Raw genomic sequence first — 23,805 nt, forward strand, 5'->3', positions numbered from 1 at the left:
GGTATCCCGAAGCGAAGAGACACTGAATTGCACGCATGCATGCTCAACCAAAAATGCTGCACCGCAGAAAATCCTTGCAATGCTGCACTGCAGCACATACGTTTAGAGCATCACCAACGCACAGCGGGGTGGACCCGCCGAGCAAAGAAGGATTTGCGACAATGAATAAATCGACAGACATGGCGGCGACCCTCAAGGAGATGATGGACGCGTTCCCGGTTGATACAAAATCGATGGAAAATGCGTACAAGAACTCGCTGGCCCTGACCGAAAAACTGTCTCACGTTGCCATCGAAGCGGCAGACAAGTCCGCTGAAATTTCCACAAAATGGACCAAGGACACGCTGGCGAAACTGGCTGAGATGTCGAAGGCCAAAGCAGAACCAGCCGATTATGCGCAGTCGATGAGCGATTTCCTATCCGCTCAAGCAGAAGTTGCTACCGAGAACATGGCTACCTTCGCAGAGATTGCCAAAAAACTCCAGATGGAGACCTTCGACCTCATCATTGGTGCCAGCAAGGACCTCTCGGGAGAAGCGGCGACTGCCCTCAAAAAAACAGCCGCAGACTTTGAAATCGCTGCAAAAAAGACATCAGCTGCTGTCTGAACTTCTCGCTATCGGGTGTGCCGCCACACCAGGGAAGTGAGCCACCATTAATCGGTCGGATTCCCCAGGGGTCCGACCGTACCTCGTGGAGTTGATCTGTAAGCGCTGTGTGGCGCCCACCTTCTCTTGATCCTTGTGATTTGAGACTCACGCCCTGTTGGATAACAGGAGGTGAGTTTCGCCATGGAGACTACGAACGAGTTTCTCACGCGTTTGGGCGTTGAGGTCTCACGGACCGGGAGCCGACGGTGGCCAGATCGTGTGAAAGCGCGGATCGTGGCAGAAACGCTGGTGCCTGGAGCAACGGTGAATGACGTTGCGCGCAAGTATAACCTTCGCCCGAACCACCTGTCGGGATGGCGGCGGCTGGCCAAGGATGGTGAACTTGTTTTGCCCGCGCCAGAGGCTGACACGGACTTCGCCCCGTTGGTGATGTTCGATGTCGAAAGTTCGCCATCGGCGGAAGATACGGGTTCGGCGAGTAGGGCAATCGAGATCGTAGCTGGATCGGTTTCTGTCCGGCTGGACGGTGCCACGCCTGCAGCCCGGATTGGGGACATCGTGCGTGCGCTTGGGGGTGGCGCATGATCTTCCCTTCGAACCGTGTGCGCATTTTGGTGGCAACGCAGCCGGTTGACTTCAGAAAAGGACACGACGGGCTGACAGCCATGGTGCAGACCGTGCTCCGCAAAGATCCGTTCACCGGGACAGTGTTCCTGTTTCGGGCCAAGCGCTTGGACCGGCTGAAGCTTCTCTATTGGGACGGCAGCGGTCTGGTCATGGCCTACAAACGGCTCGAGGACACGACCTTCACCTGGCCCACGATCAAGGACGGAATGATGGCGCTGAACCACGCACAGTTCGAGGCGCTTTTTTCCGGGCTGGACTGGCGCAAGGTCAAGGCGCTGGAGACCCGCCCACCAGCTGCGGCGGAGTGACTCGGGGCGACGAATGCAGGGATCATGGCTTTGATCCCAGTGTATAATACTGATCATGAGCGCCGCTGCCAAAGACCTCGATCTGTCCGTCCTGCCACCGGAATACCGCGTAGCTTTTGAGGCCTTGAAGGCAAAAGCTGCGCGGGCCGCGGAGCTGGAGGACATCGTCAAACGTCTTGAGCATCTGGTGGCCGAGCTGAACCAGGTGGTCCACGGCAAGAAGTCCGAGAAGCTCAGCGAAGATGATCGCCAGCTGACCTTCGAGGATCTTGAAGCTGCCGTCGCCGAGGCCCGTGAACAAAAGAAGGTGCAGACGCCCGGAGACGACAAGCCCAAGCGAAAGCGAGTGGCCAGGCGCAACCGCGGCAACCTGCCCGCCGGTTTGCCACGCATCGAGCAGGTAGTCGAACCCGACAGCCTGATGTGCCCCTGTGGTTGCGGGCAGATGCACAGGATCGGCGAGGACCGCAACGAGCGGCTCGACATCGTCCCGGCACAGTGCCGTGTGATCGTGACGGTCCGCCCAAAATATGCCTGCCGCACCTGCACCGATGGGGTCACACAAGCACCGACGCCCGCATGGCTGATCGAGGGCGGGCTCCCAACCGAAGGCGCCATCGCGCATGTTCTGGTCAGCAAATATGCGGACCATGCCCCGCTCTACCGACAATCACAGATCCTCGCCCGCTCTGGCATCGACATTCACCGCTCGACGCTGGCTGATTGGGTCGGTGTGGCAGCTTTCCACCTTGGACCCATCGTGGACCGGCTGGCCGAGCACCTGAAGACATCCACGAAGCTGTTCATGGACGAAACCACGGCGCCGGTCCTCGATCCGGGCCGCGGGCGGACAAAAACAGGCTACCTCTGGGCTCTGGCGCGCGATGATCGGTCATGGGGCGGCGATGATCCCCCCGGGGTCGTCTTTTTCTATGCTCCCGATCGCCGCGGGGAGAATGCCGAGAAATTCCTGACCGGCTTCAATGGCACGCTGCAACTCGATGGCTACCAGGGCTACAACCGGCTGACGCGCCCTGACCGCAAGGGCGGTGATCCGATCGTTGTCGCCCATTGCTGGGCGCATGCGCGTCGCAAGCTCAAGGAAATCTTCGATCGCGATGGTTCCGAGATCGCCGCCGAGGGCCTGCGCCAGATCGCAGGAATCTATGCCGTCGAGAAAGACATCCGCGACACGTCCCCGGGCCAGCGCCTGTCAGCGCGCCAGGCACGATCCGCGCCACTGGTCGAAGCCTTCGGCATCTGGCTACAAGCGCAGCGCCTGCGCATCTCGGCCAAATCGCGCCTCGGAGAGAAGCTTGCCTACATCCACCGACACTGGGATGGTTTGCAGACCTTCCTGACGGACGGACGCGTCGAGATCGACTCCAACAAGGTCGAAAATCTGGTCAGGCCGATTGCTTTGAACAGGAAAAACGCATTGTTCGCCGGTCATGACGAGGGGGGCAAGGCATGGGGCCGCATCGCATCCCTGATCGAGACCGCCAAGATCAACGCCATCGAGCCTTTCGCCTATCTCAAGGCTACGCTCGAAGCCATTGCGGCCGGACATCCGCAACACCGCATCGACGAGTTGCTTCCTTGGAACTTCCAGCCGTCAAGCTGAAACCCAAGTGCCCTTCAGACACCGCTTACGTTGATCTGAAACGTTGAAGGCTGGGACGGGTGTGAGAGCAAGCGTCAACCCCATATTCGGACATTACACTGTTTTGACGCCTATCGGCGGCTTGTCAGCCAACCATTCATTCAGTTTTGACCATCTTTGGCGCCCCGCCACATTTTTTACCGCAATGGCCACAGCCTTCTTCTGCCCGACCAACACCACCAGCTTCTTGCCCCGTGTAACCCCGGTGTAGATCAGGTTGCGTTGCAGCATCGCGTAGTGCTGGGTCATGACTGGAATGACCACGGCGGGGTATTCCGACCCCTGGCTTTTGTGAATCGTGGCTGCATAGGCGGGGACCAGCGTGTCGAGTTCGCCAAAGAGGAAGCTCACCGTGCGGCCATCGAAGTTCACGACAACCTCACCATCGTCGAGGTCGACGTCTTCGATCATGCCGATGTCACCGTTGTAGACGTCCTTGTCGTAATCGTTCTCGATCTGCATCACCTTGTCGCCTGGCGCGAAGCTCCAACCGAAGCGCTCAACCTTCTTCTCCCCGGCCGGGTTCAGCGCGGCCTGAAGCTCGACGTTGAGAGATCGCGCGCCGACCCCGCCGCGGTTCATCGGGCAGAGGACTTGGATGTCCTTGATTGGATCGAACCCGAACCGCTGCGGGATACGCTTGGCCACCAATTCTACGATCCGTGGCACGGCCTGCTCCGGATCCGCAGCGGGAACGAAATAGAAATCCGCCTCGCCATCGGGCTTGCCGAGATCGGGCATGTGCCCAGCATTGATGGCATGGGCTGTTGTGATGATTTTGCTTTGGGCCGCCTGGCGGAACACCTCTGTGAGCCGAACCACGGGAACTGCGCCAGAGCCGATGATGTCGGCCAGGACTTGGCCAGGCCCCACGGAGGGCAACTGGTCAATGTCGCCGACGATCAGAAGCGCGGCATGGCTGGGCACGGCTTTCAGAAGCGATTGCATCAGCAGCACATCGACCATCGAGCTTTCGTCCACGACCAACAGATCGCACTCGAGGGGGTTTTCGTCGGTGCGCTTGAAGCCGAAGGCCTTGGGGTCGAACTCCAGCAGCCGATGGATGGTCTTGGCCTCCATGCTGGTGGCTTCGGTCATCCGCTTGGCTGCGCGGCCGGTGGGCGCACAGAGCAGCAGCTTCACGCCCTTGGCTGCCAGAATGCGCAGGATCGAGTTCACGATGGTGGTCTTGCCCACCCCGGGACCGCCGGTGATCACCGTAAGCTTTGAACGCAGTGCCAGGCGGATTGCCTCGGCCTGGCTGGCTGCAAGCGTGAGGCTCGTCTTCTGTTCGATCCATGGCAGGGCCTTGTCCGCATCGATCGCGGGCCAGGGCAGGGCGCCCGCATCGATGCGCCTCACATGCGTGGCGATCCCGCGCTCCGCGAGATAAAGTCCCGTCAAAAAAATGCAATCTGCATCTCCCACGCGATCGGCAGTGACGGTGTCCTCGGCCAGTTCCTCTTGCAAAGCGCTGTCGATCAGCGGAGCCTCGACTTCGAGCAGCTTGCCCGCAAGACCGACCAGTTCCGCCCGCGGGAGGCCGCAGTGGCCATCCCCCATGGCTTCACTCAGCGCGAACGAAATCCCCGCCCGCACACGGATCATCGCCGTCTTCTCGATGCCCAGCTTTTCGGCAATCAGATCGGCTGTCCGAAACCCAATGCCCCGGATGTCTTTGGCCAGTCTGTAGGGATTCTCACTCATTACCTGGACGGCATCTGTACCGTATGTCTTGAAAATACGAACAGCGCGCGCTGTTCCCACGCCGTGTTGGTGCAGGAAGACCATGATCTCGCGGATTACCTTCTGATCCGCCCAGCCGGCCGTGATCTTGGCCGCGCGCATCGGGCCAATGCCAGTGACTTCGCGCAGTCGCTCGGGCGCTGCCTCGATGATGTCGAACACATCCTTGCCGAACGCCTTGACCAGCCGCTTGGCATAGACTGGCCCGATGCCACGGATCATCCCAGAGCCCAGGTATTTCTCGATGCCTTCGACTGTCGAGGGCTCATGGGTCTTGAGAAAGTGAGCTTTGAATTGCAGACCGTGATTGCGGTCATTGATCCAGACACCCGAGGCAGTGATCCACTCGCCTGCAGAAATCATCGCCGCGTGCCCGACCGTAGTCACCAGATCCCGGTGCCCGCGCGCCTTCACCCGAAGCACACAGAAGCCGCTCTCCTGACTGTGGAAGGTCACCCGTTCCACCAAGCCAGCGAGGACCTCCGTCGTGCTCTCGGCCGATGACGTCATGGAAGCCGCTGTCCGCGTCGCCAATCCCACGGCATCACAAATTGCTCGGACCAAATATTGCGCCCAGCGCTTCGGGCTGCAGTCTCTGCTTCTATGTAATCGCGAGAATATCGACGATAAGCGACAGCCCATCCTTCGCTGACCAACCAGCGATTCAGGTCTTGATTGCCTTGGGTGCAGACAGCGATTGCACGATCGTAACGGTCTACGTCGCACACCGCGCAGTTGATCGTGCGGCGACCAATCCGGTCGGACAGGGCGAGAGCGGCCTGTTGCCCGCAGCGCCACCGAGCGCCAGATGCGCGCATGCACGATTGCCGGCTCTCAGGGGTATCTATGCCCTGCAGGCGGACGCGCACCCCGCGGATTTCAAGTGTGTCGCCGTCTATGACGCTGGCCACGCCAACCAGATCACTTGCCACAGCCAGCATGAGCGCCAATGTCTGTCGACCGGCCGGGTGGTTCAACCCTCTGACGCACCTGTCAGCACGCCGAGCCTTTGAACGAAACAGCCCGATCTGCATGTGACGCCCTTGTGTTGATTTCTGCACGCCATCGCTCCTCTCAAAATCCTCTTTAGGGTCACGACTGCCGGAAATCTACATGCGGATCGGCACGGATACCTGGCGGAAACTGTCTGTTGTACTTCGAGCTGCGCGCCATTCAAAACGTGCGCCCAGGCGCCTCTTGAAATTTAGTCTGGGACGGAACGCCTGAGTATTCCATTAGGGCAGTTGGCTGACGCTGTTCGTCGACAAAAACATTTAACATTGGGGGGGTGGACATCGAACCGCGCCCAAATGTCGGATGAGGGACATTTACGCTAGAGGAATTGACATTGTGCTTCGGTTAGAGTTGCCTTTAACTTCGCCCTTGCTGTTTCGAGGAATCAGTCCAAGGGGCCTGGGCTACCATGCAGATTTATCTTCATGTGCTCGATGATGTTCCCGATGCACATGTGAGAATTGGGCATCTCAAAGCTAGCAGTGGCCGTAGGTAAATCAGTGCGAATTGTGGACAATGCTACAAACCTTCTTGGCAACGACCTAAAGCAGGAACTGACCGAAGCAGAAAAGTGTCGGATAGCTGCGGCTTGCTTCTCGATCTACGCTTACGATGCGCTCAAATCAGAACTTAACCAGTTAAATGAGTTGCAGTTTATATTCACCTCGCCGACATTTGTCGCTGATGGAGTGATTGATCGGATCAAGAAGGAGCAGCGCAAATTTTTCATTCCCAGCGCTCAAAAAGTAAGCTCGGTGACCGGTGGTGAATTTGAAATCCAGCTACGCAACAAGATGACCCAAAGAGCTGTCGCGCGCGAATGTGCAGCCTGGATCAAGAAAAAGGCACATTTTAAGTCTAATACGACAGCCTCGCCAATGCAGCAATTCGCTCACGTTCAGAGGCCGGATTCTGCAGTTGCTTATATGCCGCTCGCCGGGTTTACCGCTGTTGACCTCGGGTATCAGCGTGGGGATGCGGTCTCAAGCTATACCCAGGTCATGGATGAGCCGCAGTTCGCGCAGACCTACCTGAACCTCTTTGACCAGATCTGGCATGACGAGGAAAAGCTGCGGGATGTCACGGCCGAAGTCCTCGAGCACATCGAGTCCGTGTATCAGGAGAACCCCGCCGAGCGAGTCTACTTCATGATCCTGTTCAACCTATTCAGCGACTTCCTGAGCGAGATCAATGAGGATGTGCTGCCCAAGGATCGAACCGGTTATCTTGAAAGTCTTGTTTGGCAGAAGCTGTTCAACTTCCAGCGCGATGCCGCCGTTGGCGTGATCAACAAGCTGGAAACTTATAACGGGTGCATTCTGGCCGACAGTGTGGGACTGGGCAAAACCTTCACCGCTCTGGCGGTGGTGAAGTATTACGAACTGCGCAACAAGGACGTCCTGGTCCTGTGCCCGAAAAAGTTGGCCGACAACTGGCGCAATTATAACGCAAACCTGACCACCAACATATTCGCCAAGGACCGGTTCCGATACGACGTATTGTGCCATACGGACCTTTCACGAACGTCTGGCGAGTCATTCGGGATGCGGCTCGATCGTGTGAACTGGGGCAATTACGATCTGGTGGTCATCGACGAGTCCCACAACTTCCGGAACAACGATGTCTACAAGGACCGCGAGACCCGTTACCAACGTCTGATGAACCAGGTAATCAAGGCCGGGGTCAAGACCAAGGTCCTGATGTTGTCGGCAACGCCGGTCAATAACCGTTTCACAGATCTAAGGAACCAGTTGGCCCTCGCCTACGAAGGGCACTCAGACGCGCTGAGCAAGAATCTCAAGACCAAGACCAGCGTGGAAGAGATATTCCGCCGCGCGCAGACCGCGTTCAACGTGTGGTCCAACTTACCACCGGATCAAAGGACACCGGCCTCCATCCTACGGGCATTGGACTTTGATTTCTTTGAGCTGCTTGACGCAGTGACGATCGCGCGCTCCCGCAAGCATATCGAAACCTTCTACGACACCGCGGACATCGGCAAGTTCCCTACGCGACTGCGGCCATTGTCACACCATCTGCCGATCACGCATCGTGAGGATGTCATCGGGTTCAACGAAATCTTCGCCCAGCTGAGCGACCTGAAAATGGCCGTCTATGCACCGGTCAACTACATCCAGCCCAGTCGTTTGAAGAAATACGAAGACCTCTATGACACCAAGACGGAGGGCGGCAAAGGCACGCTGAAACAGGCCGATCGCGAGAAGAGTCTGCAAGCCCTGATGACAACCAACCTGCTCAAGCGGTTGGAAAGCTCAGTCCATGCATTCCGCAAGACCCTTGGCGCGCTGTCTGGCAATATCGGCCGGACGCTTGATGGCATTGCCCAGTTCGAGGCCGCGGGAGGAGCAGCGACTGTCGGGGATCTGGATATCGACCTGGAGGCCGTTGCGGACGAGGACGACGACTTCGCGGATTTCTCGGTCGGCAAGAAGATCAAGATCGACCTGGCCGATATGGACATCACGGCCTGGAAGCAGGAGTTGTCGGTCGACAAGATCATCATCGACGGCCTGATTGCCGAGATGGAGAAGGTCACGCCCGCCGACGATGCGAAGCTTCAGCATCTGATCGCCGAGATCGCAGGCAAGATGGCCAACCCGCTGAACGCCGGCAATCGCAAGGTGGTCGTCTTCACCGCCTATGCCGATACCGCGAATTACCTGTTCGACCAGCTCGCACCGCATTTCGCCGACGCACAGAACATTCACAGTGGCATTGTTACCGGGTCGGGCAACCCGCGAACCACGCTCAAGAAATACTATGACTTCCAGTCCGTCCTGACGCTCTTCGCCCCTCGCGCCAAGGAGAAGGACAAGATCATGCCCGATGATCCGGCTGAGCTGGACATCCTGATCGGCACCGACTGCATATCCGAAGGACAGAACCTTCAGGACTGTGATTACCTTATAAATTATGACATCCATTGGAACCCCGTCCGCATCGTCCAGCGCTTTGGCCGGATCGACCGGATCGGCTCGCCCAACACCCAGATTCAGCTGTCCAACTACTGGCCTGACATCAGCTTGGATGAATACATCAACCTCAAGGAACGCGTCGAGAACCGGATGCACATCGTCGACATGGCGGGCACCGGTGAGGATAACGTGCTGACCTCCAAAAGCTCGGACGTGGCCTACCGCAAGGACCAGCTTCAGCGCCTCCAGAACGAGGTGATCGAACTGGAGGACGTGAAGACCGGCATTTCCATCACCGACCTCGGCCTCAACGACTTCCGGATGGACCTGCTCAACTACCTCAAGACCCACGATGACCTGCCGCGCATGCCGCATGGGCTGCACACGGTCATCCCGTCCGACCCCAAGCGCGGCCTGTACCCTGGCGTGATCTTCACGCTGCGCAACATCCATGACAGCGTGAACGTCAACCAGCAGAACCGCCTGCATCCCTATTACCTCATCTACATCGGTCAGGACGGGCAGATCATCGCGGATCAGACGCAGGTCAAACGCCTGCTCGACCTGATCCGGTCGGGCTGCAAGGGAAACACCATTCCATTTCGCGACCTTTGCACCGCCTTCAACGCGGAAACGCAGGACGGGCGCAGGATGGGGACCTACTCAAACCTGCTGAACGACGCGATCCGCTCGATGATCGAGGTCAAGGAAGAGCGCGACATCGACAGCCTGTTCTCGGGCGGGCATACCACGGCACTGACCCAGACAATCGCGGGGCTGGAGGATTTCGAACTGATCGCCTTCATCGTGGTGCGCGACCCATGACGCTGTATCAATACCCACCCCAGACCGCGCTGAAACGCGTGATCCCCAAGACCCGCATCTATGACGGGGCCGCCGCCAGCACGGCACTGCGGGACCGGTTTGTGCGCGAGGTGGATCAGATCACATGGGCGCACAAGCTCGCCTCTGAGACGCTGAACCTGCCCGCCACAACCGCCGTGCCGGAAATTCAGGTGTTCCGCGTCACGCTCAAGGGCGACGCGCTGCACGACGACATCCTCCGCGCCATGGACCGCGCCATTCCCTTCCCGCTGATGTTCGAGCTGGTGGCCGGGGACCGCATCCAACCCGCTGCCGCCTACAAACGGCCGTCCGAAGCCGAGCGCGGCAAATGGGTGCTGTCCGATCCCTTACGGGGGGAGTGGACCGCGCGTGACGCCCTTCGCGCGCCCTTGCCGGTGGCGGTCAACATGGGCGTGCTGTATGAGCGGATGCTGTCCGCGCTGATGCCGGTCGCACCGGTGCCGGGCGAGGATGTGGAGAGCCGCCTTGCACGACTGGCGGCAATCAGGGCAAAAGAGCGTGAGATTGCGCAGCTTCAATCCAAGCTGAAACGCGAAAGCCAGTTTAATATCAAGGTGACCCTGCACGGCCAACTGGCCGAGGCACAGGCGGCCTTTGACCATATGAAAGACCCGGATAAAGCGGGCGGGGGAAAACCATGAATGACGAGATTGAAAAGCTGAAAATGCACAGCCCCGACCTGACCGCGCAGAATGTGGAGCGGATCGCGGCGCTTTTTCCGGGTTGTGTGACGGAAAGCAGGGGGCCGGACGGCACGCTGCGCCGCGCGGTGGATTTTGACCTGCTGCGGCAGGAGCTGTCCGACAGCATCGTGGAGGGGCCGCAAGAGCGGTATCATCTGGACTGGCCGGGCAAGCGGCAGGCGCTGATCACGGCCAATGCGCCGATTGCGAAAACCCTGCGGCCCGTGCGGGCGGAATCGGTGGATTTCGACACCACCCGCAACCTGTTCATCGAGGGCGATAACCTTGAGGCGCTCAAGCTGCTGCAAGAGACGTATTTGGGCCGCGTCAAGATGATCTATATCGACCCGCCCTATAATACGGGGAATGATTTCGTCTATGACGATGACTTTGCCGAAGGCACGGCAGAGTTTCTGGCCAAGTCAAATCAGGTGGATGAGGCGGGCAATCGGCTGGTTGCGAATACGCAATCAAATGGGCGGTTTCATTCGGATTGGCTATCGATGATGTATCCGAGACTGAAGCTTGCAAGAAATTTGCTTGCCGAAGACGGAGTTATTTTTATCAGTATCGATGATGGAGAAATTTCCTCCTTACGCTCGATTTGTGATGAAGTTTTCGGTTCTGATAAATTTGTTTCATGTTTTGTTTGGAAAAGCAGGCAAAACAAGGACAATCGAAACGTTACAAACGTGTCAATCGATCACGAATATATCTTGTGTTACGGTAATGGGATAAAGGGCGAAACCCGGAAGATTACTCAATATCAGAATCCCGATAGTGACCCCCGTGGCCCGTGGACTAGTGCGAATATGGTAGGCATAGCGACAGCGGACCGCCGCCCAAATCTGCATTACGATTTAATCCACCCAGACACAAGAGCGAACTACGGCTGTCCCGATATGGGATGGCGATATGATCGAAACACGATGGCAAGACTGATCAATGAGGACAGAATTTTGTGGCCATCTTCTTTGGATGGCAGACCGAGAAGGAAAGCTTTTCTGGACGAATTGCAGTCTAACGTTACTGGATTTTCTTCAATCGTAGCACCTGAAATTTATACTCGGAACGGGACTGCCAACATTCTAGAGCTTTTTGGGGTAAGGATTTTTGATTTTCCGAAGCCAGTTGAGTTGTTGAAAATTCTTGTTGAACAAGGCTCACCAAACGGTGGACTTGTCGTCGATTTCTTTGCTGGGTCTGCGGCAACAGCGCACGCAGTGTTTAGTAAAAATGCTGAGGATGGTATGCTGCGGCAAGTCATGTGCGCACAGATTGCTGAGAAACTTGATCTAAATGATCCAAACCAACGGACGGCAGCAACCTTTTGTAAAGAGAACGGATTTCCGCAAGTTATAAGTGAACTTTCCAAAGAACGCATCCGCCGCGCTGGGGCGAAAATCCTTGAAGGGGAGTGTCACCCCGACTGGAACCGCGATGTGGGCTTTCGCGTGCTGAAAATCGACAGCAGCAACATGGCCGATGTCTACTACACCCCCGACGACACAACACAGGCCGACCTGCTGACCCGCGTGGACAATATCAAACCCGACCGCACCCCCGAAGACCTGCTGTTCCAGGTGCTGCTGGACTGGGGCGTTGATCTGACCCTGCCCATCAATCGCGAAACCCTGAACGGCAAGTCCGTCTTCACCGTCGCCGGCACCGCCCTGATCGCCTGTTTCGACAATGGCGTGGATGAAACCCTCGTCAAAACCCTCGCCACCCGCAAACCGCTGCGCGTGGTGTTCAAGGACACAGGCTTCTCGGACGATGCGACCAAGATCAACGTGAAACAAATCTTCAAATCCCTGTCGCCCGACACCGACGTGAAGGCGATCTGAGATGAAGATCAAGTTCAAGTCGCAACCCTATCAGACCCATGCCGTCGATGCGGTTGTCGACTGCTTTGAGGGACAGCCCCGGCAGGATGTTCTGAAATACACCATCGACCCCGGCGCAGACCGACAGGCCAAGATGGAGGTGGACGGTTTCGGCAACGCCCCCATCAAGCTGCCCGAAGAGGTCATTCTCGGGAATATCCAAAAGGTGCAGCGCGCCGCCTTGTTGCCCCTGTCAGACAGCCTGACGCATTACACCGATGACAAGGGCAGGAAGAAGCCCGCCAGCTACAAGCCCGGCGCGCAGATCAACTTGGACGTCGAGATGGAGACGGGCACGGGCAAGACCTATGTCTACATCAAGACCATGTTCGAGATGCACAAGCGCTATGGCTGGTCGAAGTTCATCATCATGGTGCCAAGCGTGGCGATCCGCGAAGGGGTGGCCAAGTCGATCAAGATGACGGCCGAGCATTTCCAACAGGAATACGGCAAGAAGGTGCGGGCCTTCGTCTATAACTCAAAGCGGCTCCACGAGCTTGAAAGCTTTTCGTCAGACGCAGGGATCAACGTGATGGTGATCAACGTTCAGGCGTTCGCCGCCACTGGTGCCGACAACCGGAGGATTTACGACGAACTGGATGATTTCCAGTCGCGCCGCCCGATTGACGTTATCGCCAAGAACCGCCCCATCCTGATCCTCGACGAGCCGCAGAAAATGGAAGGACCGGCCACACAAAAGAGTTTGCCGCTGTTCAACCCGCTATTCATCCTGCGCTATTCGGCCACGCACCGGACCGTCCACAACAAGGTGCATCGCTTGGACGCCGTGGATGCCTTCAATAGGAAGCTGGTCAAGATGATCAAGGTGCGCGGTGTGGAAACCAAGGGCCTGAGCGGGACGAACCCGTATCTGTTCCTGCACCGGATCGAGACTTCCAAGGCCGCGCCAATCGCGTGGGTCGATATCGAGGTCAAGATGCAGAGCGGGATCAAACGTGTTGCCCGCAAGCTGGAACAGGGACGCAACCTGTTCGAGCTGTCCAAGGGGTTGGAGGTCTACAAGGATTTCGTCGTCAGCAATATCGACGCCCGCGATGACACGGTGCATTTCACCAATGGTGATGTGCTGCACGCAGGTGAAGCGTCGGGCGATGTGACGGAACGCGACATCCGGCGGATACAGATCCGCGAGACGATCTCCGCCCATCTGGAACGTGAGCAGGTGTTGTTCGCACGCGGGATCAAAGTGCTGTCGCTGTTCTTCATCGACGAGGTGGTGAAGTATCGCGACTACGACCAGGCTGACGAGCAGGGCGAATATGCCCGAGTGTTCGAAGAGGAATACGCTCAGGCCGTCGAAGCACTTCTGGCTGAGTTGCCGCTGGAGAATGTGGAGTATCGCGACTATCTGGCCGGAATCGAGGTAGGCAAGACCCATCGCGGTTATTTCTCAATCGACAAGAAGGGGCGGATGACGGACCCCAAGGCCGCGGCGCGTGGAGAGCTGGCAGGACAATCGACCGAACCCAGTGATTACGATCTGATCCTGAAGGACAAGGAGCGGTTGCTGTCCTTCGAGGAACCCACGAGATTCATCTTTTCCCACTCAGCCCTGCGTGAAGGTTGGGACAACCCCAATGTTTTCGTGATGTGCATGCTGAAGCACAATGAGAGCCAGAACACGATCTCACGACGCCAGGAGGTTGGGCGTGGTCTGCGGATCGCGGTCAATCGCAATGGTGAGCGGATGGATCATCCGGTGACCGTGCATGTTATCAACGTGCTAACCGTGGTCGCATCGGAAAGCTACAAGGGGTTCGTGACCGCCCTGCAGAAGGAGATCGTCGAGAACCTGTCGGCCCGGCCGAAGCAGGCGGATGCCGATTACTTCGATGGCAAGACGTTGAAAACCGGCGATCTGGAGCTGGTCTTGGACAAATCGCTTGCCAAGAAGTTGGAGCGCTTCCTGATCAAGAGCGATTATGTGGATGAAGATGGACACATCACCGCCGCCTATCACGAGGCCCGTAAGTCGGAGGAACTGGCAGAGCTTCCCGAAGAACTGGAAGCCCATCGCGATGCCGTCTTCGCGCTGATCGACACCGTCTTCAATGGCAGGGCCATCGCCGACATGTTCAGCGACGGGCGCACTCCGAAAAGAAACCGGCTGAATGAAAATTTCCAACGCAAGGAATTTCAAGAGCTTTGGCGCCGGATAAACCGCAAGGCCGTCTATCAGGTTGAGTTCGACAGCACCGCACTGATCAAAAGCTGTATTGATCGATTGGAAAGCGATCTGCAGGTTGCGCCGCTGCAATACCTCGTCACAGAGGGTGCTTTGTCCGATGACGTGACCGATGAGAGCCTTCGGGCTGGCAGTGCCTTCGTGCAGGGGAAAATTCGATCCGAGAGTGGCAAGAGCGCGCATTCTCGCGTGTCATACGACGTCATTGGCTCTATCGCCCAGAATACTGATCTGACCCGCAAGACCGTGGGTGAAATCCTGGCCGGGATCCAGCCAGTAAAATTCGGTGAGTTTGCCAAGAACCCCGAACAGTTCATCGCTGATGCCTCACACTTGATCCAAGAGCAAAAAGCGACGGCGATCATTGAAAGGCTTACTTACGATGAGGTTGAAGAACGTTATAATTCCGAGCTGTTCACTGCGGGCGAAACGGGCAACGATTTCAAGAAAGCGACCGAAAAACTGAAGAACCACGTCTATGATTATGCGATCGTTGATTCACAGGTAGAGCGCGACTTTGTCAGGGATCTCGACACGAGCGCAGAGGTTGTCGTTTACTCCAAACTGCCACGTGGATTCCTGATCCCGACACCCGTTGGGGACTACAACCCCGATTGGGCGATTGCCTTCAAAGAAGGCGGTATCAAGCACCTCTACTTCGTTGCGGAAACCAAGTCTGATCTGCCCTCGATGAAGATGCGTGAACTGGAGCAGACCAAGATCAAATGTGCACGAAAGTTCTTTGACGAAATCGGCCGACGGATTAATGACAACAGCGTCAAATACGATGTGGTGACCAGCTATTCGGAGCTGATGGCAATTGTTAAGGAGGTGCGCTAGCGATTTTAGCAACAGTCCCAAAAATAGACGGCTGGGTTTGATCGAATTCTTTTTTGGATCGCCACCCACATAGCACTTCCCCCGTCTTATTATGCGCGACGATCTGCGCCAGCGTTCCCTTGGTCAACACATCCGCCCGCGATGGTCGAATGGGCTGCGCCCAGTCACACGCGTCGGACTGGCTGCTTGGCTCAGCCGCGCATTCAGCGGTCAGCGCGGCGCTGAAGATCATCGCGATCCGCGTCTTGCAGATCATGGTGGATATCCCGTGCGATTTTCAGGGCGGTAATGCGGGTGTTGGCGCGACGGAGGGTCTCTTTGGCCTGAGCGTCGCGACGGCCGCGGCGCAGGACCAACCAGACGAGAACCGCGATGCCAGCTGCGAGTGCGGCCGTGCGCTAGCATGCGACCGACCCTCACCGCTCCGGTGAGACCACACCAGACTGCGCGGCATCAGAGCCATCGTGTTGGGATTCATGACCTTGTTTTGCCAGGTCGCTGGGCAGGGCTTGGCACAGTTTAGAATGGAGGCATTAGTGGTGAACAAAACTCGACAAATTTAAGCGGTGCAGGACGCAAAAAACACTAACCAAAATAGTTGTCGTAGATTTCTGACACACCTGTGTTCGTGACTTCGGAGCTATCCATTACAAGGATGTAGCTGCCGCTGTCTGTGTCCAGATCGTAAGCTTCCGCCGAGATATAGGCACGTTCCGAGGTGTTCGCGGTGTACTGGATCAGCGATTCACGATCCCCGGCTGAATCGTCGTCGAAGGCCAGCACCTGCCCATTGACATCATAAAGCGCGAGGAACGGGTCATCGATCGGGTTGGTTTCGCCGCGTACGAGGGCGAACTGATAGAATACCCCTGCGGTAAGATCGACAGCATACCAATCAAGGTCACCGGGCTGATCAATGACGCCTTGGATGATCTGGCCTTCTGACAATGTCGCTGTGGTCGATGGATCACCCGCCACGTCCAATGGAGAGCTGAAGGGGGTTGTAAGGCTGAGTGCATACGTCCCTGTATCAGCCGACAAATCAAAGACCTCTGCAGCGATAAAGACCCGCCCTGTCTGGAATGCGGTAAATTCGATGAAGGAGTTCAGCCCGTCAAAATCGTCGTTCAACGTGATGAACGTGCCCTGCCCATCCCACAACGTCAGGTAAGGGTCTGCAATCGGATTGCCGCCGCTGGGTGTCAGGCTGAATTGGTAGGTTTGACCCGCAACGACGTTGACCCCGTACCAGTCGGTGTCTCCGGGTGCATCGATTGCGCCGATGATGGTCTGCCCCGGAGAGATATTGACCGTACTCATTGGATTGCCCGGGACATCCCCGCCCGTGTTGCCACTGCCACTGGTGCGGACAGCACTCAGTGCGTAGTCTCCCGAACTCGCATCGCCAAAGGCGGCCGCCTCGAGATAGTAGGTTTGCGTGCTGTTTGCAGAATAGCTGAGAAGCGAATTCAGACCGCCGCCACCGTCATCATTCGAGGCCAAAAGACTGCCTTGGCTGTCATATAGATAGAGATAGGGATCGCGCAAAGACGTGACCGAACCACTGCCCTCGAGCCCGAAATCATAGTCGCTGCCTGCCTCGAGATCGACCCTAAACCAGTCCCGGTCGCCCGCGATTTCAAGCGATCCGACGACTTGCCCTGCAACTGCATCGATAACGCCGGATGTACCTGGGTTTGCCGAGAAGTCATCGCGGTTTGCGTTCTGCTCGGAGGCCGACAGGGTATATGTGCCGGTTTGGCTCGAGAGGAACGCTTCCGCCGACAGGTAGAAGGTACCGGTCCGGGCTGCGGTGAATATCAGGCTGGCGTCGCGCCCTTCACCCCCGTCATCATCGGCCGCCACAACAAGGCCATTGTTGTTGTAAAGGTAGAGATATGGATCGGACAGAGTGTCGCCGGTCATGTCGAAGGTATAGGTTTGACCTGCGATCAACTCGATCGCGAACCAGTCGCGATCAGCGCCAAATTCAAGCGCGCTTGTCACACTGGAGCCGACAGCGAGGCGCCCTGCGGTGCTGAACGTGTCACCGATCTCGCCGGTATTGCCTTGTCCTGTCTGGACGACCTCTAGCGTGTAAGTGCCCGTTGCCGAGCCGAACGCGCTTGCGTTGATAAAGTAAGTGCCACCGGTGCTGACTGTAAATTCGATCAGAGAGTCCAATCCAGTGCCGCCATCATCGTTTTGTGCGACGAACGCACCCGATCCGTTCATAAGCGTGAGGTACGGATCGCTTAAGGTCCCGCCATCCGATGCGGCCCCTTTGAGCGAAATTTCATAATCGCCGGCGGTCAATGCGACTGCGAAGTAATCTTCATCACTGGCGAAATCGATGCGGCTGCTCACGGGCGTGCCGACCACCACGGTTGCGTCCGTGGCAATCGTTCCGGGAATGTCATTGCCAGCGGGTGGTGGTGTGGACCCGCCTCCGCCGTCGCCACCTGCGCCACCGCCGAGTGCTGCACCGGACAGTGCCAGGATCGCCTCGCCCAAATCGAACATGTCGGCGCGCACGAAGGTACTGTTGGTGTTGATCACTCGGTCGTCGGGGGTTTCATCATCAACAAACCGATCACCTGTTTGGATCAGCAGGCTCGCGATCTCGCTTGGGCTCAAGGACCTGCCAAGTTCTTGCTGGGCAAGCTGTTGAGCTAGTGCCACCATTCCGGCCACATGCGGCGCGGCCTGGCTGGTGCCGGAAGATACTGAAGACCCACCGCCAGGTGCTGCACCATTGATTTCCGCACCGGGTGCAAAAATCGTCGGTATCACGGACGAGCGCTGAGAGAAGAACGTGATGTCATCGATGGTCGCAGCCGTCCCGCCGATCGCGCCTATTGCGATCGTGTTGGGATCGCGAGACAGGGAGCTGGCCCCTTCAACCTGAAACTCCGCATATGAGTTGCCGGCAGCGACAATGGTTGTCACGCCAAGGCGGTTGGCCAATGTACTCAACTCGTCGCCATAGATCGGGTCAGTTTGGATGAAGTTGCCGTTGGATGAGTCTCCCAGCGACATGTTCACTGCGACGATGTTTAAGGCCTCGGCATGTTGCACCACCCATTGCAACGCTTCCTCGATCCAGAAGCTTGTGCCAGAACCGGTCCAGTCGAGCGCTTGCAGGGCAACGATATTGGCGCCGGGTGCAACCCCGGGAAATGCGCCCGCAGAGGACGCAACAATGGATGCGACGTTACTTCCATGCCCTTCTTCGTCGTTTGCGGTGCCGTCCCGCTCGTCCGTGAAATCCCGGCTGAAGATGATGCGATCAGAAATCCCGTTGCCATCCGTGTCGGGCCCGAATGCAGGGTGATTGAGGTCGATCCCGGTATCGATCACGACAACCGTCTGCCCGGAACCATCGATGCCTGCAAAGCGCGCATCTCTGCTGAAGGCTGAAAGGTTCAGCACAACGCCAGCCTCAAGAGTGGAGATGGACAAATTTCCCGAAGAACTCGCATCCGGCCCAGCAATGCCGACCTTGTCGTCCGTGGAGCCGTCAGTCGTCAGACCCGCACCAGGATCGCCCTTGTCTTCGCTCAAGGTCGCAAAATACAAGTTGGACTGCGTTTGCGACGTCAGGATGGATGCGGTATCGGATGTCACCAAGGACAGCGCGGAATTGGCTGATTGTGCGGCGCCGGCGTCGTAGGAAAAATCAAGCAAATTGTTTGCCTGATCCTCCCAATAAAGCGCGGTTGCCACCTTGTTCTGGACCACGGCCAAATCGGGATTGGTTCTCGCCCCTTCGATGATCGCTTCAATCATCTGTCCGGTATCCACACCACCGCTGGTCAGTGCGGTGACCCAGAACTCCAGACCCTCTGCGTCCGGTTCGCGATTGAACAGGTTTTGAAAGACGGATGTGATGAACTGTGCCGGTGTCCCGCTGTCCGGGTCAGCGAAATAGGGATAAAGTTCGCGGGTCTCGTCCTGGTCGGCAAAGAAATTGGCGATCTGGAGTGTCGAGACGCCAGCCTCGAAATTCGAGACCCAGAATGCGAAGCCTTCGGGATCGGGGGCTCTGTTGTAATAGCCAACATAATAGCGCGCGATAATCTCTTCGGAGGTCAACATGGGTTTTTCCTGGCATTCATTGAGGCAAATGGTGCTGGCATTTGGTTTTACATTTAGACAGGTCTTTAATCATTTGATTGCGCTGACCATCCCCTTAAGGGTGAATTGAGAATATTGTTTTTTAGGCATGTATTTAGATTGCCACGGCGAGCCACAGATTAAATACAGCTTTGCTTGGTTCAATGAGCTGAGCAAGTATTTCTTAACCAGTCGAAGCTTCTGATGGTTTGACATATCGCAATCAAAAAGCCTATCCGAGACATTGAAATTAGGTGTATCCACGATTGTTAGCAATTGGTAAAATTGCAAACATTATGTTGGATTTGACTGAGAAAGAATGAAAAATGATTTCCATCAAAAGACGCGAACTGTTATTTGGCCTTGCCAGCGCCACGTTTGTCGCCGGCTGCACCAACAGCGCTGGGAGAAATGGCGCTGCAAAGATCGATGCACGCGTGGGCGCCACCCTGGCGGAGATGTACAGCCAATTTCCAGGGACAAACCAGCTTGCGCAAAAAGCAAGAGGTGTCCTCGTCATGCCGTTGATGACAGAGGCTGGGCTCGGTATTGGAGGTGCCTACGGGCGCGGGGCACTCCGCGTTGGTGACGTTTCTGTGGATTATTATTCTGCCGCAAAAGCAAGTGCAGGCCTACAGATCGGAGCGCAGCAGTATGCCCATGTTCTGTTTTTCATGACCGAAGATGCACTCATGGATTTTCGGCACTCCCCCGGTTGGGCTGCCGGCGCGGATATCGAGTACGCGCTGCCAGCTGGCGGTAAGACAATTGCAGCCGAAACAACAACTTCTCTTGCTCCAGTCATAGCCATGATTTTTGGTCATGCGGGTTTACGGCTCGGCGCGTCGCTGGAAGGTGTCAAGTACACGCGGATCACTCCCTAAAAACGATGAAGAGCACACAGCTTGTCTGACTTGTGCTTTTTTTGGAATCCTGTCCGTGTTGATCGGGCCGCAACTGCAGGCAATTCGACGGTCGCAACTGACGGCACATATGATTTCACAATCACCACCCACACAGCACTTCCCCCGTTTCATTATGCGCGACGATCTGCGCCAGCGTTCCCTCGGTCAACACATCCGCCCGCGACGGTCGAATGGGCTGCGCCCAGTCACAGGTGTCGGACTGGTTGGTTGGCTCAGTCGCGCATCCAGCGGTCAGCGCGGCGCTGAAGATCATCGCGATCCGCGTCTTGCAGGTCATGGTGGATATCCCGTGCGGTTTTCAGGGCGGTGATGCGGGTGTTGGCGCGACGGAGGGTTTCTTCGGCCTGAGCGTCGCGGCGCCCGCGGCGGAGGGCCAGCCAGACCAGAACCGCGATGCCCGCGGCGAGGGTGGCCACGCGCGCCAGCGTACGACCGACCCTCACCACCGCTGCGGTGAGGACCGCACCAATCATGGCGTTTTCCCCGAGCGGTGGTCTTCGATCCGGGCAGCTCGCGCGCGCCAGGCGGCGTAGACCACCGCAAGGAAGACCGCGGCACCGATCCAGGGCAGGAGCGCGGGGAGCCATCCCTCCAGACCCAGAAGGGCAATCAAACGATGCGCCAGCCCTTGCGCGCCTTCGGCCTCCGCCAAGGCAGGTGCGATCTGACCGCTCAGCGTTCCGAGCGCGCCGAGAGTGCCCAATCCGATCTGGGTATTGGCGGCAGTGACAATCCGGCTGTTGCGCGGCATGCCGGAGGCCCGCTCGGCCGCAATGTCGCGCGGCGGCGCGGTGTCCAGAGCGTCGATCAGAGCAGTGTCAATGATCGGGGCCAGTGTGAGCGCGTTGTCCTGCCGGAAGGCGAGAATGGCTGCGCGTGTGCGCGGGCCCATGATGCCATCGGCGGTCCCGACCTCATGATAGCCAAGGGCGCGCAACCGCTGCTGGACGTCGCGCACCGAGAGGGTCACGGCGGGTGCGACGCTGCCGGCCCGGCGGATGCCGAGCAGCCGGGTCTTTGAATAGCGCTTGATGTTGACTGCATCGGCCTGATTGCCGCCGAGCACCTCGATCGAGGCGGCGGTCTTGCGCACGAAGAAGCCGACATGGCCCTGCCAGCCGCTGGGGTCGCCACGGGTAAAGATCACGATGTCGCCTTCGTGCGCGTCGGCCAGATCGACCGGCACGCCCCAATTCAGATAGGACCGGGCGTTGAGCTTGCGGGTGGAGCGCAGGCCGGCGCGTTCGACGCAATGGCCGACAAAGGCGGCGCACCAGGCCACGCTGTCATGCTCGACCCAATCATGACCCACGGTGGCGTACATCTGCATGATCACCGGATTGTTCTGCGGTCCGGAGCCTTCGGTGGTCCCGATATAGGTTTTGGCAATCTCGTAGGGGGTCATTTCGGTCTCCGATAAAAAAAGCCGCCCCGAGGGACGGCTGTGTGATATGATGCGTTGGTCTTTGAGCGTGAGCCTCCCCGTCATCGCCTGCGGTCGGGTGCTCCGTCCGAGAAACGGTCGAGGAGGAATTCGTAGAGCCGGTCGATCTTGCCCTCGAGGCCGTCGAAGCGCTTTGCGATGGAGGGCTGGTCGATCTTGGCGATCTCGATCTCCAAGGCGGCGACACGGGCGCGAATGTCGTGCACGTCGTCGCGGATCGTCTCGATGTCGCGCTCGGTGGTGTCCGGCCGGGGCCGGATGGTCTGCCAGAGCTTGATGATGGCGAGCATGGCGCCTGCGACACCGCCCATGCCGATGATGAAGTAAACCACGGTGGGGATCCCTGCGACCCATTCCTGCGCCATGTGCTGTCCTGTTCTGTTACTGCGGCCCGGAGACATCCGGGTCGACTATGGGTGGGGTGCTTGGCGCGACCTCGGCCCTCGCCACCGGCGGGGTCGTGGCCTCGCGCGGGTCAGCCCCTGCGCCGCCCCGGGGCTGCTTGAGGTCAAGTGCGGTGACAAAGCCACCTGCGCGGCTGAGCGTATGGGTCACGGCCTCGATCCGGTACGCCCCGTCAACACCCGGCCGGGTCCCCGAGACGATGCACAGCCCATCGGGGATGGCGGCGGTATTGCCCTCGATCACGACAGAGCCTTCGCCCGCGTCGCGCTCGGCCGTGGCCGCATCGCTGTCGGTCTGCTGGATGGCCTCGGTTGGCCCCGCCAGGGGCAGGCGCCCGGAATGGACCGCCCGCACGTCCAGCCCTGTGGCGCGCTCGACCACCTGCCAGCCGGTCTTCTCGACATCATACCAGCGTGCCCGGACGCCGCTGAACTGCGGCCGCCCGAGCTGCGGGGCAATGTCCCAGCTGTGCAGGTTGTCACCCCAGGCCGCGCGGACGGCCGCGGTGTAATCGGCGTTGCGCCGGGAGAGAATGACCGTGTCGTCGACGATGCGGAAGTTGGCCCCGATCTCGCGTGCCAAGCGCTCACCCATGGCGGCGAAGCTCTCGTCGCGCATCTCGAAGTAGCTGCGGGACAGGGTCCGCAGCGCGGGATCAATCTGTATATTCGCCACCTCGGCAAAACGGGCGGCATCGCTCAGGATCGTCTCGACCGTGGCCTCGTCCCAGTGGCGCTGCTGGCCCTCCTTTGCGGGACCGGTGGTGTCCATGCCTTTGGCACTGATCCGCAGGCGGCGACCCGCCCCGCGGCTTCCCGAAGACTTCACCTCGTCCACCGTGCCGCGAAACACCTCGCGCAGGCCCTGACCCTGCCAGCCGAGGCTGATGGCAACCTTCGCCCCGTTGCGGGGCAGGACGATCTGGCCAGAGGTGTCGTCGATCTCGAGATCGGCGCTGTCGGTGTGGGTGCCGACCTTGTCCGCGACCCGCAGGCTCAGCAGCACCGGGAGCAGCGCTGTCGTGATGTTTGTCCCGGCGACCGTGACGGTGAACGCTGCGCGCATGTCCCCCTCCGCTGTTACCAGAGCCGGATCGGCGCGAGGACCTGCGCCGGATCGGGCGCCGGGTCGGGGGCCGGTACGGGCAGCAGAAAGGACGTGCCTAGGGGCAGGATTGCGCCATGCGCGGCCAGCCCAGGGTTCAGCGCGTAAATCCGCTCGACGAGGCCTGGCATGGCGCGGTGGAAGCGCCGCCAGACGATCAGGGAGATTGTGAGGCCATCACCCTCGACGGTGACGCGTTCGGTGATGTCGGTCATGTCAGCTCCGGCAGAAAGACCCGCGCCAGGCGCGCGAAGAAGGTGGTGGCAGCGGGGGGCGCGCTGCGCGCCACCTCGATATCAACGTCGATCACGCGGCCGACCCCACCTGCGCCCAGATGGCTCGAGCGCTCCGTCACGGTGCGGATCACCACCCAGCCCATGACGGCGCCGTCACCGCGCATCATGTAGTGTGAACCGCCCCGGG

The 23,805-nt window shown here is 58.4% G+C and carries 18 protein-coding genes and 2 pseudogenes; 10 read left to right on the forward strand and 10 right to left on the reverse strand.

Annotation, left to right across the window (positions count from 1 at the left end; translation table 11 throughout):
- Positions 1-161 precede the first annotated feature (161 nt).
- The 4 genes from ACK3EW_RS22375 (at position 162) to tnpC (ending at position 3,170) form a co-directional block, all read left to right on the forward strand.
- The gene (locus tag ACK3EW_RS22375) at positions 162-608 is read left to right on the forward strand and encodes a phasin, PhaP (RefSeq protein WP_493807938.1); all 447 of its coding nucleotides are present in this window, start codon (positions 162-164) and stop codon (positions 606-608) included.
- A gap of 183 nt (positions 609-791) precedes the next feature.
- On the forward strand, positions 792-1,196 hold the full coding sequence (gene tnpA, locus ACK3EW_RS22380) for an IS66-like element accessory protein TnpA (RefSeq protein ID WP_301070753.1): 405 nt from the start codon (positions 792-794) through the stop codon (positions 1,194-1,196).
- Positions 1,193-1,546 (forward strand): IS66 family insertion sequence element accessory protein TnpB, encoded by a 354-nt coding sequence (gene tnpB / locus ACK3EW_RS22385; RefSeq protein ID WP_301070749.1) that lies wholly within the window; start codon positions 1,193-1,195, stop codon positions 1,544-1,546. Before tnpA ends, tnpB begins: the two co-directional genes overlap by 4 nt.
- Positions 1,547-1,601: 55 nt before the next feature.
- Positions 1,602-3,170, forward strand: coding sequence for an IS66 family transposase (gene tnpC / locus ACK3EW_RS22390; protein ID WP_301070747.1), 1,569 nt, complete (start codon positions 1,602-1,604; stop codon positions 3,168-3,170).
- Positions 3,171-3,263: 93 nt separating this feature from the next.
- Here the strand turns inward: tnpC and recD2 are convergent, their stop codons facing one another.
- Complete coding sequence (gene recD2, locus ACK3EW_RS22395) at positions 3,264-5,465, reverse strand: SF1B family DNA helicase RecD2 (protein ID WP_493807939.1); 2,202 nt, start codon at positions 5,463-5,465, stop codon at positions 3,264-3,266.
- Positions 5,462-5,989: a thermonuclease family protein gene (locus ACK3EW_RS22400; protein ID WP_493809779.1), complete on the reverse strand. Its 528-nt coding sequence runs from the start codon at positions 5,987-5,989 to the stop codon at positions 5,462-5,464. Before ACK3EW_RS22400 ends, recD2 begins: the two co-directional genes overlap by 4 nt.
- 89 nt (positions 5,990-6,078) lie before the next feature.
- On the opposite strand from ACK3EW_RS22400, the pseudogene ACK3EW_RS22405 reads away from it, so the two are divergent.
- The 5 genes and pseudogenes from ACK3EW_RS22405 to ACK3EW_RS22425 all read left to right on the forward strand — a co-directional run.
- Positions 6,079-6,156 (forward strand): annotated as a pseudogene (locus tag ACK3EW_RS22405) (RES family NAD+ phosphorylase); the annotation flags it as partial.
- A 739-nt stretch (positions 6,157-6,895) separates the two neighbouring features.
- Positions 6,896-9,730, forward strand: a complete 2,835-nt coding sequence (locus ACK3EW_RS22410; protein WP_493807940.1) for a helicase-related protein — start codon at positions 6,896-6,898, stop codon at positions 9,728-9,730.
- Positions 9,727-10,413 (forward strand): DUF4391 domain-containing protein, encoded by a 687-nt coding sequence (locus tag ACK3EW_RS22415; RefSeq protein ID WP_493807941.1) that lies wholly within the window; start codon positions 9,727-9,729, stop codon positions 10,411-10,413. The genes ACK3EW_RS22410 and ACK3EW_RS22415 overlap by 4 nt, the downstream gene beginning before the upstream one ends.
- Positions 10,410-12,302, forward strand: coding sequence for a site-specific DNA-methyltransferase (locus ACK3EW_RS22420; RefSeq protein WP_493807942.1), 1,893 nt, complete (start codon positions 10,410-10,412; stop codon positions 12,300-12,302). Before ACK3EW_RS22415 ends, ACK3EW_RS22420 begins: the two co-directional genes overlap by 4 nt.
- Position 12,303: 1 nt before the next feature.
- Positions 12,304-15,387, forward strand: coding sequence for a type III restriction-modification system endonuclease (locus tag ACK3EW_RS22425; RefSeq protein ID WP_493807943.1), 3,084 nt, complete (start codon positions 12,304-12,306; stop codon positions 15,385-15,387).
- Here ACK3EW_RS22425 and ACK3EW_RS22430 read toward each other — a convergent pair.
- Together ACK3EW_RS22430 and ACK3EW_RS22435 are read right to left on the reverse strand one after the other, a co-directional pair.
- The gene (locus ACK3EW_RS22430) at positions 15,371-15,643 is read right to left on the reverse strand and encodes a hypothetical protein (protein ID WP_493807944.1); all 273 of its coding nucleotides are present in this window, start codon (positions 15,641-15,643) and stop codon (positions 15,371-15,373) included. The two genes, ACK3EW_RS22425 and ACK3EW_RS22430, sit on opposite strands and share 17 nt — an antisense overlap.
- A gap of 329 nt (positions 15,644-15,972) precedes the next feature.
- A complete protein-coding gene (locus ACK3EW_RS22435) occupies positions 15,973-19,485 on the reverse strand; it encodes a S8 family serine peptidase (RefSeq protein ID WP_493807945.1) in 3,513 nt (1,170 codons plus the stop codon).
- 344 nt (positions 19,486-19,829) lie between these two features.
- On the opposite strand from ACK3EW_RS22435, the gene ACK3EW_RS22440 reads away from it, so the two are divergent.
- Entirely contained in the window at positions 19,830-20,387 is a 558-nt protein-coding gene (locus ACK3EW_RS22440) for a lipid-binding SYLF domain-containing protein (RefSeq protein ID WP_493807946.1), read from the forward strand.
- 254 nt (positions 20,388-20,641) lie between these two features.
- On the opposite strand, the gene ACK3EW_RS22445 is transcribed toward ACK3EW_RS22440, so the two are convergent.
- The 6 genes and pseudogenes from ACK3EW_RS22445 to ACK3EW_RS22470 form a co-directional block, all read right to left on the reverse strand.
- Entirely contained in the window at positions 20,642-20,902 is a 261-nt protein-coding gene (locus ACK3EW_RS22445) for a hypothetical protein (RefSeq protein WP_493807947.1), read from the reverse strand.
- The gene (locus ACK3EW_RS22450) at positions 20,899-21,834 is read right to left on the reverse strand and encodes a C40 family peptidase (protein ID WP_493807948.1); all 936 of its coding nucleotides are present in this window, start codon (positions 21,832-21,834) and stop codon (positions 20,899-20,901) included. Before ACK3EW_RS22450 ends, ACK3EW_RS22445 begins: the two co-directional genes overlap by 4 nt.
- An 80-nt stretch (positions 21,835-21,914) precedes the next feature.
- The gene (locus ACK3EW_RS22455; RefSeq protein ID WP_493807949.1) at positions 21,915-22,238 is read right to left on the reverse strand and encodes a hypothetical protein; all 324 of its coding nucleotides are present in this window, start codon (positions 22,236-22,238) and stop codon (positions 21,915-21,917) included.
- Between the two features lie 16 nt (positions 22,239-22,254).
- Positions 22,255-23,343 carry a phage late control D family protein gene (locus tag ACK3EW_RS22460; RefSeq protein WP_493807950.1) on the reverse strand — a complete coding sequence of 363 codons (1,089 nt, stop codon included), beginning with the start codon at positions 23,341-23,343 and terminating at the stop codon, positions 22,255-22,257.
- Positions 23,344-23,357: 14 nt separating this feature from the next.
- Complete coding sequence (locus ACK3EW_RS22465; protein WP_493807951.1) at positions 23,358-23,597, reverse strand: tail protein X; 240 nt, start codon at positions 23,595-23,597, stop codon at positions 23,358-23,360.
- Positions 23,594-23,788, reverse strand: a pseudogene (locus tag ACK3EW_RS22470) (phage tail protein); the annotation flags it as partial. The gene ACK3EW_RS22465 and the pseudogene ACK3EW_RS22470, both read right to left, overlap by 4 nt.
- Between the last annotated feature and the right edge of the window lie 17 nt (positions 23,789-23,805).

This window comes from Marivita sp. NO-S04 (assembly GCF_059070475.1).

What these genes read in the sequence shown, in the direction of transcription:
- ACK3EW_RS22445 (WP_493807947.1), bottom strand. Translation starts at nt 20,902, where the DNA reads ATGATTGGTGCGGTCCTCACCGCAGCGGTGGTGAGGGTCGGTCGTACG.
- ACK3EW_RS22420 (WP_493807942.1), top strand. Translation starts at nt 10,410, where the DNA reads ATGAATGACGAGATTGAAAAGCTGAAAATGCACAGCCCCGACCTGACC.
- ACK3EW_RS22400 (WP_493809779.1), bottom strand. Translation starts at nt 5,989, where the DNA reads ATGCAGATCGGGCTGTTTCGTTCAAAGGCTCGGCGTGCTGACAGGTGC.
- ACK3EW_RS22415 (WP_493807941.1), top strand. Translation starts at nt 9,727, where the DNA reads ATGACGCTGTATCAATACCCACCCCAGACCGCGCTGAAACGCGTGATC.
- recD2 (WP_493807939.1), bottom strand. Translation starts at nt 5,465, where the DNA reads ATGACGTCATCGGCCGAGAGCACGACGGAGGTCCTCGCTGGCTTGGTG.
- ACK3EW_RS22375 (WP_493807938.1), top strand. Translation starts at nt 162, where the DNA reads ATGAATAAATCGACAGACATGGCGGCGACCCTCAAGGAGATGATGGAC.
- ACK3EW_RS22430 (WP_493807944.1), bottom strand. Translation starts at nt 15,643, where the DNA reads ATGATCTGCAAGACGCGGATCGCGATGATCTTCAGCGCCGCGCTGACC.
- ACK3EW_RS22460 (WP_493807950.1), bottom strand. Translation starts at nt 23,343, where the DNA reads ATGCGCGCAGCGTTCACCGTCACGGTCGCCGGGACAAACATCACGACA.
- ACK3EW_RS22455 (WP_493807949.1), bottom strand. Translation starts at nt 22,238, where the DNA reads ATGGCGCAGGAATGGGTCGCAGGGATCCCCACCGTGGTTTACTTCATC.
- ACK3EW_RS22465 (WP_493807951.1), bottom strand. Translation starts at nt 23,597, where the DNA reads ATGACCGACATCACCGAACGCGTCACCGTCGAGGGTGATGGCCTCACA.
- ACK3EW_RS22450 (WP_493807948.1), bottom strand. Translation starts at nt 21,834, where the DNA reads ATGACCCCCTACGAGATTGCCAAAACCTATATCGGGACCACCGAAGGC.
- ACK3EW_RS22440 (WP_493807946.1), top strand. Translation starts at nt 19,830, where the DNA reads ATGATTTCCATCAAAAGACGCGAACTGTTATTTGGCCTTGCCAGCGCC.
- tnpB (WP_301070749.1), top strand. Translation starts at nt 1,193, where the DNA reads ATGATCTTCCCTTCGAACCGTGTGCGCATTTTGGTGGCAACGCAGCCG.
- tnpA (WP_301070753.1), top strand. Translation starts at nt 792, where the DNA reads ATGGAGACTACGAACGAGTTTCTCACGCGTTTGGGCGTTGAGGTCTCA.
- ACK3EW_RS22410 (WP_493807940.1), top strand. Translation starts at nt 6,896, where the DNA reads ATGCCGCTCGCCGGGTTTACCGCTGTTGACCTCGGGTATCAGCGTGGG.
- ACK3EW_RS22435 (WP_493807945.1), bottom strand. Translation starts at nt 19,485, where the DNA reads ATGTTGACCTCCGAAGAGATTATCGCGCGCTATTATGTTGGCTATTAC.
- ACK3EW_RS22425 (WP_493807943.1), top strand. Translation starts at nt 12,304, where the DNA reads ATGAAGATCAAGTTCAAGTCGCAACCCTATCAGACCCATGCCGTCGAT.
- tnpC (WP_301070747.1), top strand. Translation starts at nt 1,602, where the DNA reads ATGAGCGCCGCTGCCAAAGACCTCGATCTGTCCGTCCTGCCACCGGAA.